14 protein-coding genes are annotated in these 17,694 nt (G+C 71.2%); 9 read left to right on the forward strand and 5 right to left on the reverse strand.

Annotation, left to right across the window (positions count from 1 at the left end; all coding sequences use genetic code 11):
- Positions 1-124 precede the first annotated feature (124 nt).
- Both FLL47_RS27005 and FLL47_RS27010 read right to left on the reverse strand, forming a co-directional pair.
- Positions 125-2,041 carry a hypothetical protein gene (locus FLL47_RS27005; RefSeq protein WP_144123568.1) on the reverse strand — a complete coding sequence of 639 codons (1,917 nt, stop codon included), beginning with the start codon at positions 2,039-2,041 and terminating at the stop codon, positions 125-127.
- Entirely contained in the window at positions 2,026-2,829 is an 804-nt protein-coding gene (locus FLL47_RS27010) for an ABC transporter ATP-binding protein (RefSeq protein WP_144123570.1), read from the reverse strand. Before FLL47_RS27010 ends, FLL47_RS27005 begins: the two co-directional genes overlap by 16 nt.
- A 714-nt stretch (positions 2,830-3,543) precedes the next feature.
- Here FLL47_RS27010 and FLL47_RS27015 point away from each other — a divergent pair.
- Genes FLL47_RS27015 through FLL47_RS27025 form a run of 3 tightly spaced genes read left to right on the forward strand, consistent with a single transcriptional unit; the run spans position 3,544 to position 7,922 of the window.
- Positions 3,544-4,941, forward strand: coding sequence for a glycoside hydrolase family 43 protein (locus tag FLL47_RS27015; protein WP_144123572.1), 1,398 nt, complete (start codon positions 3,544-3,546; stop codon positions 4,939-4,941).
- A gap of 12 nt (positions 4,942-4,953) precedes the next feature.
- A complete protein-coding gene (locus FLL47_RS27020) occupies positions 4,954-6,432 on the forward strand; it encodes a family 43 glycosylhydrolase (protein WP_222106209.1) in 1,479 nt (492 codons plus the stop codon).
- A gap of 23 nt (positions 6,433-6,455) precedes the next feature.
- Positions 6,456-7,922: a family 43 glycosylhydrolase gene (locus FLL47_RS27025; protein ID WP_144123574.1), complete on the forward strand. Its 1,467-nt coding sequence runs from the start codon at positions 6,456-6,458 to the stop codon at positions 7,920-7,922.
- 58 nt (positions 7,923-7,980) lie between these two features.
- On the opposite strand, the gene rho is transcribed toward FLL47_RS27025, so the two are convergent.
- Entirely contained in the window at positions 7,981-9,303 is a 1,323-nt protein-coding gene (gene rho, locus FLL47_RS27030) for a transcription termination factor Rho (protein WP_144123576.1), read from the reverse strand.
- Positions 9,304-9,868: 565 nt separating this feature from the next.
- On the opposite strand from rho, the gene FLL47_RS27035 reads away from it, so the two are divergent.
- From FLL47_RS27035 to FLL47_RS27050, 5 genes are all read left to right on the forward strand, one after another.
- Positions 9,869-10,261, forward strand: a complete 393-nt coding sequence (locus tag FLL47_RS27035; RefSeq protein WP_144123578.1) for a hypothetical protein — start codon at positions 9,869-9,871, stop codon at positions 10,259-10,261.
- Positions 10,262-10,285: 24 nt separating this feature from the next.
- Positions 10,286-10,810: a M78 family metallopeptidase domain-containing protein gene (locus tag FLL47_RS27040; RefSeq protein ID WP_144123580.1), complete on the forward strand. Its 525-nt coding sequence runs from the start codon at positions 10,286-10,288 to the stop codon at positions 10,808-10,810.
- Complete coding sequence (locus FLL47_RS43120; RefSeq protein ID WP_186315933.1) at positions 10,740-11,969, forward strand: MAB_1171c family putative transporter; 1,230 nt, start codon at positions 10,740-10,742, stop codon at positions 11,967-11,969. The genes FLL47_RS27040 and FLL47_RS43120 overlap by 71 nt, the downstream gene beginning before the upstream one ends.
- Positions 11,966-12,826: an oxygenase MpaB family protein gene (locus FLL47_RS43125; protein WP_186315934.1), complete on the forward strand. Its 861-nt coding sequence runs from the start codon at positions 11,966-11,968 to the stop codon at positions 12,824-12,826. Before FLL47_RS43120 ends, FLL47_RS43125 begins: the two co-directional genes overlap by 4 nt.
- A 96-nt stretch (positions 12,827-12,922) precedes the next feature.
- Positions 12,923-13,474: a dihydrofolate reductase family protein gene (locus FLL47_RS27050; protein WP_144123582.1), complete on the forward strand. Its 552-nt coding sequence runs from the start codon at positions 12,923-12,925 to the stop codon at positions 13,472-13,474.
- A 7-nt stretch (positions 13,475-13,481) separates the two neighbouring features.
- On the opposite strand, the gene FLL47_RS27055 is transcribed toward FLL47_RS27050, so the two are convergent.
- On the reverse strand, positions 13,482-16,520 hold the full coding sequence (locus tag FLL47_RS27055; RefSeq protein WP_246158689.1) for an AfsR/SARP family transcriptional regulator: 3,039 nt from the start codon (positions 16,518-16,520) through the stop codon (positions 13,482-13,484).
- 59 nt (positions 16,521-16,579) lie between these two features.
- Between FLL47_RS27055 and FLL47_RS27060 the strand changes: the two genes are divergently transcribed.
- The gene (locus FLL47_RS27060) at positions 16,580-17,335 is read left to right on the forward strand and encodes an alpha/beta fold hydrolase (protein ID WP_144123584.1); all 756 of its coding nucleotides are present in this window, start codon (positions 16,580-16,582) and stop codon (positions 17,333-17,335) included.
- A 47-nt stretch (positions 17,336-17,382) separates the two neighbouring features.
- Here FLL47_RS27060 and FLL47_RS27065 read toward each other — a convergent pair whose 3' ends face one another.
- On the reverse strand, positions 17,383-17,682 hold the full coding sequence (locus FLL47_RS27065) for a putative quinol monooxygenase (protein ID WP_144123586.1): 300 nt from the start codon (positions 17,680-17,682) through the stop codon (positions 17,383-17,385).
- Positions 17,683-17,694: the final 12 nt, after the last annotated feature.

Genomic DNA, 17,694 nt, shown 5'->3' on the forward strand with positions numbered 1-17,694 from the left:
ACTTCTCTGTCCGGCGAGCCGCACGAGTTCCTGTGATCCAGGCCACCCCGGAGGCGTCGCTTGGTGCCCGCCGACCTTAGCCACCTGCGATCCCGTGCTGCCACCTGCGCAGCGAGAACGGGCGCTACCCGGCGCCCGCCAGGTCCCGGCCGTCGACGGCGATCTCACCGCGCCGCACGGCCCGCTCGTGACGGGCCGGGATGACCGTGCCGTAGTAGATCATGACCAGTCCGACCAGGGTGAACGCCACCGCGACCACCACTCGCCACGGGTCCGGCAGGTGCAGCGCCAGGAACCACAGCTTCGCGGGCCCGCCGTCGAGGATCACGTAGAGCGGCACCAGACCCTGCGGGAACAACGGAATCCAGCAGAAGATCCAGAGGAAGGTCACCAGCGCCTGCCGGCCCGGCGGCAGCTTGGCGCCCGGAACGCCGACGGCGAGCCCCGCCTGCCGCGTGCCGGGTGTGACCGTGCCGCCGCCGCGGATGCGGCCGAGCAGTTCGGGTCCGGCCGCCGCGAGCCGCCGATGGGCCAGCCGCCCGAACCACCCGGCCAGCACGGCGCCCGTACCCAGGCCGGTGGCGACCGCCAGCCACGACACCACCGGCAGGTCGAGCCGGTCCCCCAGGTAGGCCACCCCGGCGGCCGGCAGAGCAGTGAGCGACACCAGCAGCATCATCAGGATGACCTGCCCGAAGATGTTGCCGGCCTCCAGCGGGTTGCCGCTGCGCCGGTGCGGTTCGGTGACCGGCACCAGCAGATACACCGAGACCAGTGCGATCAGGCCGGCGCCGCCGCCGAGCAGCGCGGCCAGGATCGACAGGGCCCACGGCCAGGTCCAACCCGCCCCGCCGAACATCGTGCCAGCAACGGTGCAGGCGACGGCCACGGGTGCGACCCTGATCAGCCAGGCCGTCTGCCGGCCGCGCACCTCCGCCCGCTCGGTGCCTGGATTGACCAGGTTCAGCCAGAGCGCGGTGCCGTCGAGCCCGAACACGTTCGCCGACGTCGCCGCGGCCATGACCACCACCAGCGCGCCTGCCCAGGGCAGCATGCCCCGCCAGCCGATGAGCAGCGGGACGAGCGGGTAGAGCAACCCGAAGAAGATTGCAAAGTACAGCAGGTGGGTCCGCATCAGATCGCGCGACCACGTACGCAGCTCCTTCGCCACCACCGCCCCCACCGGCCCCGACCCGGCCAGCCGGTCCAGCACCGGGCCCGACGTCGCGGAGCCGTGCGGCAAACGGTGCAGCGGCTTCGATGTCGTACGCCTGACCAGCAGCCGCGACCAGGCCAGCAGCGCCAGTGCGATCACCGCGCACAGGCCCAGCAGCGCGGCTGCCGCCGGCGGCCAGTCCCCGCGCCCCGCCGCGGCCACCGCCGCCATACCCCAGCTCGACGGAAGCCACCGCACCACCGCGGACAGCCGCGCGGGCAGCCCGTACTGCAGCAGGTCCAGCTCGATCGCCGCCCAGACCAGCACCCACGACTGGTTGAGCAGCACGTTCATCGACGCGTTGACCAGCGCCGCAAGGATCGCCCCGGGCCGCGAGCGCACCACTACGCCCAGTACGCCGATCATCAGCCGGGACAGTGCCACCACCATGACCAGCTGGAGCGGGATCGCCACCAGGGCGACCGTGAACCCGGCGACGCCGAAGTCCGCGGCGTACACGGCCAGCGCCCCGAAGGCCACCAGGCTGATCAGCGGCGCGACGCCGACGAACGCCGTACCGAGTAGGCCGACGGCCAGCCGCGCCGGGCGCACCGGCAGCAGCGCGAAGTGCTCGGGGCGTACGCTCTCGTCGCCGCCGCCGGTGTAGACGGGGCCGAGCAGCCACCCGAACAGCCAGGCCGCGAACACCGCCGCGAGCAGGTCCGCGGCCACGGGCGGCGCGGCGCCGTCCAGCCCGGCCAGCACGATCGTGCCGATGGCCAGGGACAGCCCGGCCAGCCCGCCGAGCACCATGCCGGCCGCGCGGGAGCCGCCGATAGAGTGCCGCAGCACCCGCAGCTTCATCTCGATCAGGACGCCAACCACGACGGTCCTCTCCGCTCGCCGACCTCGGCTCCGACCAGCTCCACGAAGCGGTCCTCCAGGGTGCCACCCGCCCTGACCTCGTCCAGCGGCCCGGCGGCGGCGACCCGGCCCCGGTCGATGACCGCGACGTGGTCGCACAGCTGTTCCACCAGCGCCATGACATGGCTCGACAGCACCACCGAGCCGCCACCCGAGACGAAGGCGCGCAGCATCGCGCGGATGGTCAGCGCCGAAACGGGATCGACGGCCTCGAACGGCTCGTCGAGCACCAGCAGGCGGGGACCGTGCAGCAGCGCGGTGGCCAGACCGATCTTCTTGCGCATGCCGGTCGAGTAGTCGATGACCAGAGTGCGTTCGGCCTCGTCGAGTTCGAGGATCTCCAGCAGTTCCTGGGCCCGCCGCGCGGCGGTCGGCCGGTCGAGTCCCCGCATACGCCCCAGATAGGTCAGCAGTTCGCGGCCGGTCAGCCGCTCCGGCAGCGCCAGCCCGTCGGGCAGCACGCCGACCCGGGCGCGGGCGACGACGGGGTCGGCCCAGACGTCGACGCCGAAGATCCGTGCATGCCCGCTGTCGGGTCGCAGCAGCCCCACGGCCATGGACAGCGACGTGGTCTTGCCTGCCCCGTTGGGACCCACCAGCCCGTAGAACGATCCCGGTGGGACGGACAGGCTCACCTGGTCGACCGCCGCCTTCGGGCCGAACCTCTTGCTGAGCCCGGCCAGTTCGAGCGCCGGGACAGGTCCCGCGCCGACCTCTGCGGCCTCGCCCGGTGGATCGGTGTCGTGCACGCCTGCTCTCCTCCATGTCGGGACGTCGCCCGTCCACCACCGGCTGTAGTGCACATGACCTGCGCCGGAAACGGCGCATGGCGCGAGTGCCGATGCGGACGACGGTCGTTCACAGACACAGACCCATCGACCCGGCAAAACCGTGGTCCCTCAACTTCTCCGAATTCGAGCGATCCGGCGCACGGCCGGCCGCCGACCAGGGCTACCTGCCAGACCAGCGCGGTGGCGCTTCTGCGCGTACGAGCCCGCGCCTTCGCGGACGTCTTGATCACGAGCGCACCTGGATCCCCGTCGGATCGACACCTGATCGACGTTCGTCTAACTCCGATAAGTTTCGGGAAGATGACGCGCAACCCTTGTGAGCGTTCGCCTGACGCCCTAACCTCAGATCCACGGCGAGTCCGGGATCGTCGACAACCGATCCCGGGCCGGGTTGGGACACCGCAGCCACCCAGCGCCTCAGCACCGGCGCAACGCCCGTTCACCTGCCCGCAGGCTCCGCATCCTGCCGGGAACCCTCCATCTCGCACGACCCTGCTCTCTAGCCGAAAATGTGAGCGCTCACAAGGAGCCGAACAGCAGAAAGCACCACAACACCACGCACCTACCAACAGGACCGGCGCCGACGGCTCCGGACCCGACCACGCCTGTGTCCGCATCCGGCAGCCGCCCGGCCGCGCCGCGACACGGCACCGCTCCCCCGGAAGGACCACCATGACCACCAGACGCGAGCTGCTGACCGGCCTGCTGTCCACGGCCGCGGCCACCGCGACCGGCGGACTGGCCATCGCCGCCACCGGCTCCCCCGCCCACGCCGCAGGACCGCTGACCGGCTACGTGATGGGCTACTTCACCGAATCGCCCAACCGGCTGGCCAACAACTACGGCCTGCACCTGGCCGTCAGCACCGACGGTCTGAACTGGACCCCGCTCAACCAGAACAACCCCGTGGTCACGCCCACCGCCGGCACCGGTGGCCTGCGCGACCCGTTCATCCTGCGCAAGCGCGACGACACGTTCGTGGTGCTCGCCACCGACCTCGCCGGCACCGACTTCACCCAGCCCAACCAGTACATCCACGTCTGGGACTCCGTCGACCTGCGCACGTTCACCGGCTACCGGCGGGTCCGGATGCACACCATGAACACCCATACCTGGGCGCCGGAGGCGTTCTGGGACAACGCCCGCGGTCAGTACGGCATCATCTACTCCGCTCACAACGGCACCCGCGACGTGTTCATGGTCAACTACACGGCCGACTTCGTGAACGTCGGCGCCGCGCAGGTGTTCTTCGACCCCGGCTTCAACGTCCTCGACGCCACCATGCACGTGGGCAGCGGCACGAACTACCTGTACTACAAGAACCTCGCCGACGGCCGGCTCTACGGCGCCCGTTCGGCCAGCCTCAACCCCAACAGCTTCAGCACGTACACCAGCGGAATGGTCAACGGCGGCATCGAGGCGCCGATCGTGGTCAAGGCCAACGGCCGCAACGAGTGGTGGCTGTGGGGCGACTCCTTCAGCCCCGTCAACGGCGAGTTCTACGTCTGGCGCAGCGGCGACGTCAACGCCAACGCCTGGACGGCGCTGGACAAGGCCGTCTACACGCAGCCGCTCAACGCCAAGCACGCCACCATCGCGGCGATCACCGCCACCGAGCACGCCAACCTGCTCTCCCGCTGGGGCGCGCCGGCCTGGAACCGGATCAAGTCCTACAACTTCCCGGACCGGCTGATCCGCCACGCGAGCAGGGTCGGGCGCATCGACCCGTACCCGTTCGACCCGTACGCCGACTCGCAGTGGCGGCTGCGGCCGGGCCTGGCCGACGCGGCCGGGGTGTCGTTCGAGTCGGTCAACCTCCCCGGCAACTACCTGCGCCACAGCGGCTACGTGATCGGGCTGGCGGCCAACGACGGCACCGCGCTGTTCGCCGGCGACGCCACCTTCCACCGCACCGCGGGCCTGGCCAACAGCGGCTGGACCTCCTGGCGCTCGCATAACTTCCCCGACCGCTACCTGCGCCACAGCAACTATCTGCTGCGCATCGACGTGCTCGGCACCGGCTCGCCCGCCGCCGACCGGGCCGACGCCACCTTCCAGATCGGCTACTGAGAGGACCTGGACATGACTCCACTCCCTGCCGGATCCACACCACGGTCGCACACCAGACGGCGCTGGTGGCGGCTCGCCGCCATGACGGCGCTGTGCGCGCTGGCCGCCGCCGGCCTGCACGCGCCCGCCGCCTCGGCCGCCCCCGCCGTGAACTACACCAACCCGCTGGTCAACCAACGTGCCGACGCGCAGATCCACAAACACACCGACGGCTACTACTACTTCACCGCCACGGTGCCCGAGTACGACCGCATCATCCTGCGCCGGGCCACCACCCTGCAGGGCCTGTCCAGCGCCTCGGAGACGGTGATCTGGCGCAAGCACACCAGCGGCATCATGGGCGCGCACATCTGGGCCCCGGAGATCCACTTCATCGACGGCAAGTGGTACATCTACTTCGCCGCCGGCGCTACCAACGACGTCTGGGCCATCCGGATGTACGTCCTGGAGGGCACCGGCGCGAACCCGCTGACCGCGAGCTGGGCGGAAAAGGGCCAGATCACCACCCCGTGGCAGACGTTCTCACTCGACGCGTCCACCTTCGTCGCCGGCGGCGTGCGCTACCTGATCTGGGCGCAGGCCGAGCCCGGCATCGCCACGAACACCAACCTCTACATCGCGCGCCTGGCCAATCCGTGGACCATCACCGGTGCGACCACCCGCCTCACGGTGCCCACGCTGGCCTGGGAGACCCGTGGTTACAAGGTGGCCGAGGGCCCGACCGTCATCCAGCGCAACGGCAAGCTCTTCATGACCTACTCGGCCAGCGCCACGGACGCCAACTACTGCCTGGGCATGCTCACCGCGACGGCGGGCAGCAACCTGCTCAGCGCGTCGTCCTGGACGAAGTCGCCGAACCCGGTCTTCGCCAGCAACTCCGCCACCGGGCAGTGGGGGCCGGGCCACAACTCGTTCACCGTGTCCGAGGACGGGGCCAGTGACATCCTCGTCTACCACGACCGCAACTACCGGGACATCAGCGGTGATCCGCTCAACGACCCGAACCGGCGGACCCGCCTGCAGAAGCTGTACTGGAACGCCGACGGCACCCCGAACTTCGGCATCCCCGTGCCCGACGGCGCCACCCCGGTGCGGCTGAAGTCCTACAACTTCCCGGACCGCTTCGTCCGGCACTGGGAGTACCGGGCCCGCCTCGACACCAACGTCACCAACCTCGCCGACTCCCAGTTCCGGATCGTCACCGGCCTCAACGGCGGCGGCAGCGTCTCGCTGGAGTCGACCAACTTCCCCGGCTACTACCTGCGCCAGCGCAGCAACGGCGAGGCATGGGTGGACCGCAACGACGGCTCGGCGGCGTTCCGCGCCGACGCGAGCTTCTTCAAGCGGGCGGGCCTGGCGAGTTCGTCGGCGGTGTCGTTCGAGTCGCAGAGCTACCCCGGACGCTACCTGCGGCACAGCAACTACCTGCTGTACGTCCAGACGGTCACCGGCACCGCCGGCCCCGCCGACGCCACCTTCGTCCTCGAGTGAAACCCGTCCCCCAAGGAGTCACCATGTTGCTGACCTGGCCTCGTGCCGTTTCCCGGCGAGCTCTGACGATCGCCGTCGCCATCCTGCTGGGCATGTCCCTGGCCGTCGTCGTCCACCCTGGACGCGCCGACGCCGCGCCCGGCCCGTCGTTCACCAACCCGGCCGTCGACGTGCCCAACAGCGGTGACCCGACGCTGACGTACTACAACGGTTTCTACTACTACGTCGCCACCACCTGGTCATCCGACGTGGTGATGCGCCGGTCCCGCACCATCTCCGCGCTGCGCGGCGCGCCCGAGCAGGTCGTCGTGCGCACCGGCGGGACGACGATGTGGGCGCCGCATCTCGAAATGATCAACAATCGGTGGTACCTGTACTACTCCGTCGAGCAGAGCGGCGGCGCGCGGCGCACCCACGTCGCCGAGAGCGCCGGGACCGACCCGCTCGGGCCGTACACGATCCGGGGCATCCTCAACCTGATGCCCAACAACGGCTGGGCCATCGACGCCGCGGTGCTCAAGCTCAACGGCGCGAACTACATGATGTTCTCGGCGTTCGCGCCGAGCGACAACCTGCAGTCGCTGTACATCGCACCGCTGACCAACCCGTGGACGGCCGGGGCGTTCGGCACCCGCATCTCCGCGCCGACGCTGTCCTGGGAGACCCAGAACGGGGCCGTGAACGAGGGCGCGTTCGCGTTGCAGCGCAACGGGCGCACCTTCGTCACGTACTCGGCCAGCCACTGCAACGGGCCCAACTACAAGCTCGGCATGCTCGAGTACCGCGGTGGGAACCCGCTGGCCATGGCGTCCTGGTCGAAGTTCGCCAACCCGATCTTCCAGCGCAACGACGCCGCGGGCGTGTACGGGCCCGGCCACCACTCGTTCTTCACCTCGCCCGACGGCACCGAGACGTGGATCGCGTACCACGCGAACTCGTCGGCCTCGCAGGGCTGCGGCACCACCCGCAGCACCCGCGTGCAGAAGATCTCCTGGAACGCCGACGGCACCCCGAATTTGGGCGTGCCAGCCGCCCTGTCCACCATCCACGTCGGCCCGTCCGGGGAGTCCAACGCCACCCCGGTCGAGATCCGCAACCGGCACAGCAACCTCTGCCTCGACGACTACAACTTCGCGACCAACCCCGGCGCAGAGGTGCGGCAGTGGACCTGCGGCACGCAGGCGAACCAGGACTGGTACCTGACCCCGCTCGACAACGGCTACTACCAGATCAGCAATCGGCACAGTGGCCTCTGCCTCGACGACTACAACTTCGCGACCAACCCCGGCGCAGAGGTGCGGCAGTGGTCCTGCAACGGACTGGCCGTGCAGCAATGGCAGGTCAACTCCGTCGCCGGAGGCTACTCGACCCTCGTCAACCGGCACAGCGGCCTCTGCCTGGACGACTACAACCTGGCGACCAACCCCGGCGCGGAAGTGCGCCAGTGGACCTGCCTGAACAACAACGCCCAGCACTGGCGGATCGCCTGACAAATGCGGTGGTGGGTGCCGGCGCGATGCTGCGCCGGCATCCGCCGTGCCGTGGCGCTCACGGTGTGCTGCGGGCGATCTGCATGAGGAACTCGGCGTTGCTGCCGGTCTTGCGCAGCCGGTCGACGAGCTGCTCGCCGGTCTGCTGGGTGTCCATGGTGTGCAGGGCGCGGCGCAGGCGGCGCACCAGCTCCAGCTCCTGCGCGCCGACCAGCAGCTCCTCCCGGCGGGTGCTGGACGAGTCGACGTCCACGGCCGGGAAGATGCGCCGGTCGGCCAGCCCGCGCTGCAGCCGCAACTCGGCGTTGCCGGTGCTCTTGAACTCCTCGAAGATGACGGTGTCGCCCAGCGAGCCGGTCTCCACCAGCGCGGTGGCGATGATGGTCAGCGAGCCACCGCCCTCGATGGTGCGGGCCGCGCCGAGGAAGCGCTTCGGCGCGTGCAGCGCGCCCGCCTCGATGCCGCCCGACATGACGCGGCCGTTGGACGGCGCGGCCAGGTTGTAGGCCCGGCCGAGCCGGGTGATGGAGTCCAGCAGCACGACGACGTCGCGGCCCTGCTCGACGAGGCGCTTGGCGCGTTCGATGGCGAGTTCGGCGACCGCGATGTGATCGGCCGGCGGCCGGTCGAAGGTCGACGAGACCACCTCGCCGCGTACGGTGCGCCGCATGTCGGTGACCTCCTCCGGGCGCTCGTCGATGAGGATGGCCATGACGTGCACGTCGGGATGGTTGACCGCCAGCGCGTGGGCGATCGCCTGCAGCACCATGGTCTTGCCGGCCTTGGGCGGTGACACGACCAGGGCCCGCTGGCCCTTGCCGATCGGGGTGAGCAGGTCGATCACGCGGGTCGTCAGCACGTGGGGTTCGGTCTCCAGGCGCATCCGCACCTGCGGGTAGATCGGGGTCAGCGCGTAGAAGTCGGGCCGTTCGCGCAGGTGCCCGGCGGGTTCGCCGTTGACGGTGTCGACGACGGTCACGGTGGGCCGCTGGGCGCGGCGGTCGGCGCGGTCGCCCGCTGCGGTCCGCCGGTGCGCCGTCGGCTGCGCCACGGCGCCGGTGACGACGTCGCCGCGGCGCAGGCCGAGGCGCTGGACCAGGCCCGGCGGCAGGTGCGGGTCGCCCGGGTCGGGCAGGTAACCGTCGAGCCGGACGAAGAAGTGCTTGTCACGGACGTCGACGACACCGCTGACGGGCGTCGCCGGAGTGGCCTCGGCGGTGTCCGGCGCGGCAGTGTCGTGCTCGTCGCGACCAGGCGTGTTCGTGCGGGGACGCGCCGGGACGCGGCGTCGGCGGGTGGATGTCGCGGGTCCCGTCGCACCGGTTCCGGCGGCGGGGCTCCCGGCGGCTGCGGCGGTCGGCCGCAGGTCGAGGTCGGTCATGGGTACTCCTCGGAGATGGTGCGCCAGGGCACGGGCGTGCTGGGGCGCGATGGGCACCGAGCGCCTGATCACGAAAGCCGAGTGCGCATCGGGAAACGTCGCGATGGCTCAGCCGCTGAGGCAGCGGTGCGGTGGGAAACCGATCCCGGCGGAACGCGGATGCGTGGCCGATGATCGGGAAAAAGGACACCCTCGGGGCGGGAACTCCACGCCTGCATCGAGAGATGCTTGATCAAAGGTACCCCACCGGGCCGGTCCCGGCAACCGGCACGCCGAGCCGCACCCGTGGGCGCGTCACAAGGAGAGCGACCCCGGGCCGCTCCCCTTGTGCCCCCGTTACGCCGTTGTGCAGGCACTCGCCCCCGAACGCCTGCCGCCCTGCGCCGGCCGTGGCCCGTGCAGTCCTGATCGTCTCGACCCACCATGCGAGCAGCGCAAGCCTGTTCGGCCGTGCTTCACAAATTGAGTCTTGGACCTCGACAGCATAGGCTGTCCACTATGGATCCTGTCAACCACAGATAACAGCCCTGTGATTGGCGTCAGCTGCAGATGACTTAGGGGCGTCATGGGCGAGAACAGCGGCCCAGGAACGGTCGCCGAGCGCTTGACCAGGCTCTTCGACACCGTCACCAACCCACACACGGCGAAGCGTTACACCGACCGCGAAGTAGCCGCGGCGGTCGGCTGCTCCCATACGCTGATCTTCGATCTGCGCAAGGGGAACACCCCGCCGGAGAAGACCCAGGCGGGCATCCTCATGCGGCTGGCCAGGCATTTCGGGATGGACGACAACCACCTCATGCCGGCCGGCTCCGGCACGGTCGACCCGGCGGTCTGGTCCTTCGCCATGCGCGTGAAGACCATCTCGCCGGAGGGCCTGGCGATGCTGAACGGTGTCCTGGATCACATCGCCGAACTGGAGGCGCGGGCGGCCACCCGGCCGAGCGCAGACCGATGACGCATCGATTTAGACTGTCGCCCTATGCCACCCAGCCGCGAGGTCTTCACCGAGTGCAGCCGTGCGCTTGAAGGGCTGGCCATCCCCGACCCCTGGGACGTGGTGACGCTGGTCGAGTGGCTCGGCCAGCAGCGCGGTCGCCCGATCATCCTGATCCCGTGGCCGACGGCGGGCGGTGTCACGGGCTGCTGGGTGGCGGCGGCGCATCAGGACTACATCGTCTACGAGCGCACCGCCACCCCGCTGCACCGGTCGGTGATCGTCTGCCACGAGGTCGCGCACATCTGGCTGGGTCACCGCGGACACCCCACGACCGCCCTGGCGGACGAGTCCGTGCTGCCGCACGGCTACAGCGCCGACGAGGAAGTCCGCGCCGAGACCCTGGCCGAGCTCATCCTCGAGAAGGCCGCCCTGCCCGCCCCCAAGGTGCCCGAAGACGTGCTGCGGGTGATGAAGACACTGGATCAAGGAGTGACCGTTGATTCCCTGGCTGACCAGCGGGGCGTTTCTGCTCGCCGCCGTCGTCGTTGGCTCGGTCCTCGCGCGTAGGCCGCAGGCGCGCACCCCCGCCGGCAAGGCACTGCTCACGTGGAACCTGTTCGGCGCCGTGGCGCAGGTGGTGACCATCCATCCCGTGTACCAGGCCGTCAGCTCGCTGACCGGCCACCACAACACCGCCATCGTGATCAGTCATGGCCTCGGGCTGGTCGCCGCGTTCTTCGCCGAGATCATGATGCTGTGCTGGACCCGCGGCGCCGACGGGGCACGCGCGGCGGCCCGCTACCGCGCCGCCTTCGCGGGCGGAGCCATCGCCGTGCTCGTGGCGCTGTTCGCGCTCACTCCCGAGGTCGCCGACACCCCGTCGAGCTGGCGGCTGGACAACATCGACCGGCCCACCGTGGCCCTCTACTCGGTGGTGTACGCCCTGGCGTACTCCTGGGTCCTGCTGGACCTCTGCCGGCTGAGCATCCGCTACTCCCGCATGGTCGTCACCACGCAGACCAGGATCGGCCTGCAGCTGTTCACCGTCGGCACCGCGTTCGGCCTGGCCTACCAGCTGATGGCCGCGGTCGACGGGCTGGTCGGCGTCACCGGGCACCGCCTCCCCGCGCACACGCCGCTGAGCCTGGCACTGGTCTGCATCGGCGTGGTGTTCCTCTGCCTCGGCGCGGTCGTCCCGCTGGTCACCACCGCCGTGATCGAGTTCGGGCGCCGCTGCCGGCAGGCCTGGCTCTGCCATCGGATGGAACCCCTCTACCGCGATCTGGCCACCGAGTACCCGCAGGTCCTGAAAGGCCCCGTGTGGTACGGCACCGCAGGCTGGCTGGTCAACTGGTACGGCAACGGCCGCCGATTGATGCAGCGCACCATCGAGATCCACGACGGGCTGTCCGAGCTGCGGCCCTGGATGGACGACCTCGCGTACCGGGTCGGTGCGGCCGAGGCCATGAAAGAGGGCTTCGACGCCGAGGCGGTGGCCCTCGTCGCGCAGTCCGCCCAGGTGGCCGACGCGCTGCGAACCAAACGCGGCGGCGCGCCGGGCCACCGGATCCACGTGGAGATGGTCGAGGTCGCCAAGGACCACGAAGCGGTGTGGCTGGCGCGGCTGGCCCAGACCTACCGCACCCGCCTGGTCGAGCATGCGCTCGACACGTTGACGTCCCGGCAGGACCCGGCCGGCCGGCCGGCAGTGCGGAACCCGTCGTGACATCGCCGACGGCCCGCGACACCGGCCGCCCGAGCCCGGACCTCGCCGCCGAACACCTCGCCGTCTACCGGCACCTGGCGCTGCGCGAGTTCGGTGCCGACCTGCGCATCGGCCTGAACCTGGCCTTCTACCGCACGTTCGCGGTGCCGGCCATCGCCCGGCTGCTGGTCGACACCGGCGAGATGACCGAGCGGACGCAGCAGCGCGCCGACGACACCGGGCTGATGATGTACGAGCTGATCGCCCACGGCCCGCACCACCCGCGCGGCCGCCAGGTGATCGCGTCGCTGAACCGCATCCACCGCGTCTACGACATCACCCCGGACGAGTACCGGTACGTGCTCGGCACGTTCGTCTTCATCCCGACCCGGTGGATCGACCGGTACGGCCCGCGTCGGCTGAACCTCCGTGAACGCGAAGCGACCTGGCACTTCTGGTGCGAGGTCGGCCGGCTCATGAACGTGCGCGACGTGCCGGACACCTGGCACGGGTTCGAGCAGTGGTTCAACGCCTTCGAACGGGCGAACTTCGGCCACGACGCCGCCGCCACCCGGCTCATCGACGCCACCCGCGACCTGCTGGCGACCCGTTTCCCCAAGTCGCTGCACCGGTGGGCCGGCGCGGCGAGCGACGCGCTGCTCGACGAGCAGGTGCGCCGAGCCCTCGGCGTGCCCGCGCCCGGCCGCACCATCCGGATCGCCGTACGCGGTCTGTTGCGCGTCAACGCCCTGGTGCGGCGGTTCAAGGCCGTGCCGCCGGACGTCTTCACCCCTGGCCAGGCCACCCGCCACTACCCCGCCGGGTACGAGATCGAGGAGCTGGGGCCCGACCCGGTGCGGCCCGCGCCACGGCGCTGACACGCCGCCGTAGGGCGACCTGAAGCGAACCGTAAGCGCGACCGGGCAATGTTCAGGGTGCAACCGGCGAGCACGACCGACACCCAGGAGAATCCGATGCGCAAGCTCATCAACTCGACCTACATCACGCTCGACGGCGTCATCGACAACCCCATGTGGACCATGCCGTACTTCGACGACGAGGCCGCCGCCTTCGCCGGCTTCCAGACCAGCACCGCCGACGCGCTGCTGATGGGCCGCGCCACCTACGACGGCATGTCCGCGGCCTGGCCGACCCGGGACGAGAGCGACCCGAACACCGGCGCGGCCTACTTCAACAACGTCAAGAAGTACGTCGCCTCGACCACGCTGACCGATCCCGCGTGGAAGAACAGCGAGGTGCTGCAGGGCGACCTGGTCGAGGAGGTCGCCAAGCTCAAGGCACAGGACGGCGGGGACATCCTGCAGTACGGGTACGGCTCGGTGACCGCGCAGCTCATCCGGGCGGGCCTGGTGGACGAGGTCCGGTTCTGGATCCATCCGGTGCTGGAGGGCGGCGACAGCCTGAGCACCCCGCTCAAGGACGTCAAGGCGTCGTTCGAGCTGGTCGACACCAAGGTCATGAAAAGTGGCGTGATCATCGCCTCGTACCGGCCGAAGGCCGAGTGATCTCCGATCAGAGCTGAGCCCGGGCCTGTCCCGGGCTCAGCGCCGTGCCCTCGGCGACCAGCGCCTCGAAGCGCTCCGGCCCGAGCAAGGCGAGCAGGCGCCCGGCCACCCGATCGGTGTCGTCGCGCTCGACCGGGGAGGCGGGCGCCTCGGCTGCCGTGCGCGCCGCGGCCGCCGCGCCCAGCAGCCGGGCCGCGACCTCGGGCGAGCCTGCGGCCGACGCCATGCCCTCCAGGGCGAAGACCGCGTCGCGCGGTGACGCGATCGCCTCGGCGGCGTCATACGCCTCGATGTGTAGGGCCAGCGCGGCGGCGCGGTCGCCGCCCTGCTCGGCGACGTGGCCCAGCTCGACCAGGATCATCGGCAGGTAGAACGTGGGCTGCTCACGGCGGCCCTGCTCGGCGATGCGCCCCAGGTGCGCGGCGGCCACGTCCAGCCGGCCCGCACGGCGTGCGGCCATGCCGAGGCTGGTCTCGGCGAACACGACCGCGCTCGGCATACCCTGCTCGACGGCCAGCCGGTAGGCGCGTTCCGCGAGTTCCCGGCCCAGTGCATGGTCGCCGGTCTGCACCGCGAGCCAGGCCAGCCAGGACAGCTTGCTGCACACCTCCGGCCACAGCGACAGCTCCTCGGCCCAGCGCAGCCCTTCCCGGTGCAGGGCGACGGCGCGTGCGTGCTCGCCTCTCATCTCGGCCAGGCCGCCGACCCAGTCGTTGGCCTGCAGCCGCCCCCACCGGTCGCCGAGCTCGGCGAACAGGGCGGCGCTGCGCGACGCGGCGGTCTCCAGCGCGGGCAGGTCCCCGGCGGCGTGCGCGAGTTTGGCCCGCGAGCTGAGCACGGCCGCCTCGGTCCACCGGTCGTCGGCGGCCATGGACAGCAGCTCCGACGCCAGCGCCACGTCGCTGCGGTCGAGCACAGCGTTCGCGGTGAACCAGGTGGCCCGGCCGTCCGCGTCGCCGGCCAGCGCGGCCCGGACCTCGTCCGGCACGATCGCCTCGCCCTGCAGCAGCGCGAACCCGATCCGCCACGCCGCGGCACGGGACTGCTGCACCGCGTCGCCGGGCGACGTCAGCGCCTGCCGTGCCTCGGTGAGGCGGCCGCGCAGAAACCAGTACCAGGTCAGAGCATTGGCCAAGCGCAGCCCACCGCCGTGGGCGAGGGCCGCGCGCAGGTTGGCGGTCTCCGCGTCGAGTCGGCCGAGCCACTGCTGCTGGCCGACCCCACGCAGCTGCGGGTCGGCATGTTCGGCCAGGTCCGTGTAGTACGCCGCGTGCCGGGCGCGGACCTCGTCGGCATCGGCGAGGCGTTCGAGGCAGAACGCGGCGACCGACTCGAGCAGCCGATAGCGTGGGCCGGGGCCGGTCTCGTCCAGTACCACCAGCGACCGGTCCACCAGCCGGGCCAGGGTGTCGAGATCGGTCCGGCAGACCTGCTCGGCGGCCTCGGGCGTGCAGCCGTCGCGGAACACCGCGAGCCCGGCGAGCACCGCCCGGTCGGCCTCGTCCAGCAGGTCCCAGCTCCACCCGATGACCGCGGTCAGCGTGCGCTGCCGCGGCGGCATGTCCCGCTGCTGCGAGGTGAGCAGCTGGAACCGGTCGTCGAGCCGGTCCACGACACCCTGTACGCCGAGCGCGCGGACCCGGGTCGCGGCCAGTTCCAGCGCCAGGGGCAGGCCGTCGAGGCGACGGCACAGCTGGGCCACCGCGGGAGCCGTGCTCGCGTCGAGCCGGAAACTGCGCTGCTGCGCCGCCGCGCGTACGGCGAACAGCCTGGCCGCCGCCGAACGCCGGACCGCATCGAGGTCGCCGTCGGCCGGCACCGCCAGCGGCGGCACCTCCCACAGCAGCTCACCGGTCAAGCCGAGCGGTTCCCGGCTGGTGGCCAGCACACGGAGCTCCGGTGCGTCCCGCAGCAGGCGGGCGACCAGCGCGGCGGCCGGTTCTATCACGTGCTCGCAGTTGTCGAGCACGAGCAGCAGCCGCCGCCCGGCGACCGCGGCGGTCAGCCGGTCGACCGCGGACACGCTGGCACCCGCGGCCTCGCGCAGGTCCATCGTGGCCAGCACCTGGTCGGCGACGTGCGCCGCGCCGGCCGGCAGCGGGGCGAGCTCGACGAGGTGTACGCCGTCGGGGAAGGCCTGGGCGCGGGCGGCCTCGGTGGCCAGCCGGGTCTTGCCGACACCGCCCGGCCCGATCAGCGTGACGAGCCGTTGCGCCGGGATCAGCCTGCGCAGCTCGGTCAGCGCCTCCGCGCGGCCGACCAGCTCGTCGAGCTGGGCGGGCAGGCTGTTGCGGACGATCGCGGCCCGCGGCGGGGCGGCGAGGCCGGCATCGTGTTCCAGGATGCGGCGGTGCAGCGCGACCAGCTCCGGCCCCGGGTCGAGCCCGAGCTCCTCGGCGAGCCGGTCGCGCAGGTCCGCGTAGCTGTCCAGGGCCTCGGACTGGCGGCCCGTGGCGTACAGGGCGCGCAGTTGCAGCGCTCGCAGACCCTCTCGCAGTGGATGCCGGGTGACCAGCTCGGCGAGGTCGGCGGCGACCAGATCGTGCTCGCCGCGGGCCAGCCGGGCCTCGGCTAGGCGTTCCTGCACGGCGAGGCGCTGTTCGGCCAGCCGGGTGCGCTCCGCGCGGGCGAACTCCTCGTCGGCGACGTCGGCGTACGCGTCGCCGCGCCACAGCGCCAGGGCCGCGGCCAGCCGGTCCGCGTCGGTGGAGTCGGCCAGTTCGGCGAACCGGTCGGCGTCGACGGCGCCGGTGCGCAGCAGGTAGCCGGGCGGCCGGGACTCGATCAGGTCACGGCCCCCCGGTTCGGCGTCGTTGAGGGCCTTGCGCAGCTGCGACACCCGCACCTGCAGCGCCGCACCCGGGTCGGCGGGCGCGTCCTCGCCCCACATGTCGTCGATCAGGCGGTCCGCCGAGACGACCTGGTTGCGGTTGGCCAGCAGGTCGGCCAGCAGCTGCCTGACCTTGACCCCGGGCACCACCACCGGCTCGCCGGCGTCGGTCGTGACGGCGAGCGGCCCGAGCACGCCGAACAGCACGGCGATCATCCTAACCGCGGTAAGGCGGGCGGAAGCGGACCGTAAGGGCCGGGGCGCATCGTGCGGGCATGGACATCTATCACGAGGAAGACGGCACGGGTGAGGGCCGCCCGCTGGTGCTGATCCACGGCGCGCTCTCCGGCATCGGCACGTCGTTCGGCACGATCCTGCCGTTGCTGGCCAGGACCCGGCGGGTGATCGCCGTCGAGTTGCAGGCGCACGGCCGCACCCCGGACCTCGACCGCCCGCTGACCGTGGAGGCGTTCGCCGGCGATGTGGTCGAGCTGCTCGACCGCCTGGGCGTGGCACGGGCGGACGTGTTCGGCTGGAGCATGGGCGCGGCGGTCGCGCTGCGGCTCGGCACCGACCACGCCGGCCGGGTGGGGCGGCTGGTGCTGGCGTCGGTGAGCTTCGACGACGCGGGCCTGCATCCGGGCCTGCTCGACGGCATCGCCGACCTGCGACCCGAGCACCTGCACGGCTCGGAGTTCCACGAGGAATACCTGCGCACCGCCCCGGACCCGGCGGGATGGGCCAACCTGGTCACCAAGATGAAGGTGCTGGACGCGAACCTGCCGCAGTGGACGCCCGCGCAGATCCGCGCGCTGGACGCGCCGACGATGCTGGTGCTGGCCGACTCGGACATCGTCCGGCCCGAGCATGCCGTCCGGATGTTCCGGCTGCTCGGTGGCGGCGTGGTGGGCGATCTGGCCGGTCTGCCGAGGTGCCGTCTGACGGTGCTGCCGGGCACCTCGCACACCACGGTCCCGCAGCGGGCCGGCTGGCTGGCGCCGATGATCGACGAGTTCCTGGACGAGGCTTGACATGGGTGGGGAGCCCTGCCGCGTGGGCAGGGCTCCCTCGGAGGTGGTCAGGCGGGCATCTTGTAGGTGAGCAGGTCCACCGGATTGATCCTCGGCGGCGGGTCGAACAGGTCCGCTCGGGCCGCCAAACCCTGGCGCACCTTTCCGGCCAGGTGGAACTGCCGGTCGTCCTCATTGTCGAACGCGTCGAAGATGCGGAACGAGGTCGGGCCGACCTGGAAGGCGTACCACACGATCGTGCCGGGTTCGGCGTCCACCAGCGCCTTGGCCTGCTTCAGGAACTCCGCGACCTCGCCCTCCCGGCCAGGCTTGGCCTCGATCTCCACGAGAAAACCCAACGTGAGCACGCCGTGCTCCTC

The organism is Catellatospora sichuanensis (assembly GCF_007483665.1).
Taxonomy (GTDB): Bacteria; Actinomycetota; Actinomycetes; order Mycobacteriales; family Micromonosporaceae; genus Catellatospora; species Catellatospora sichuanensis.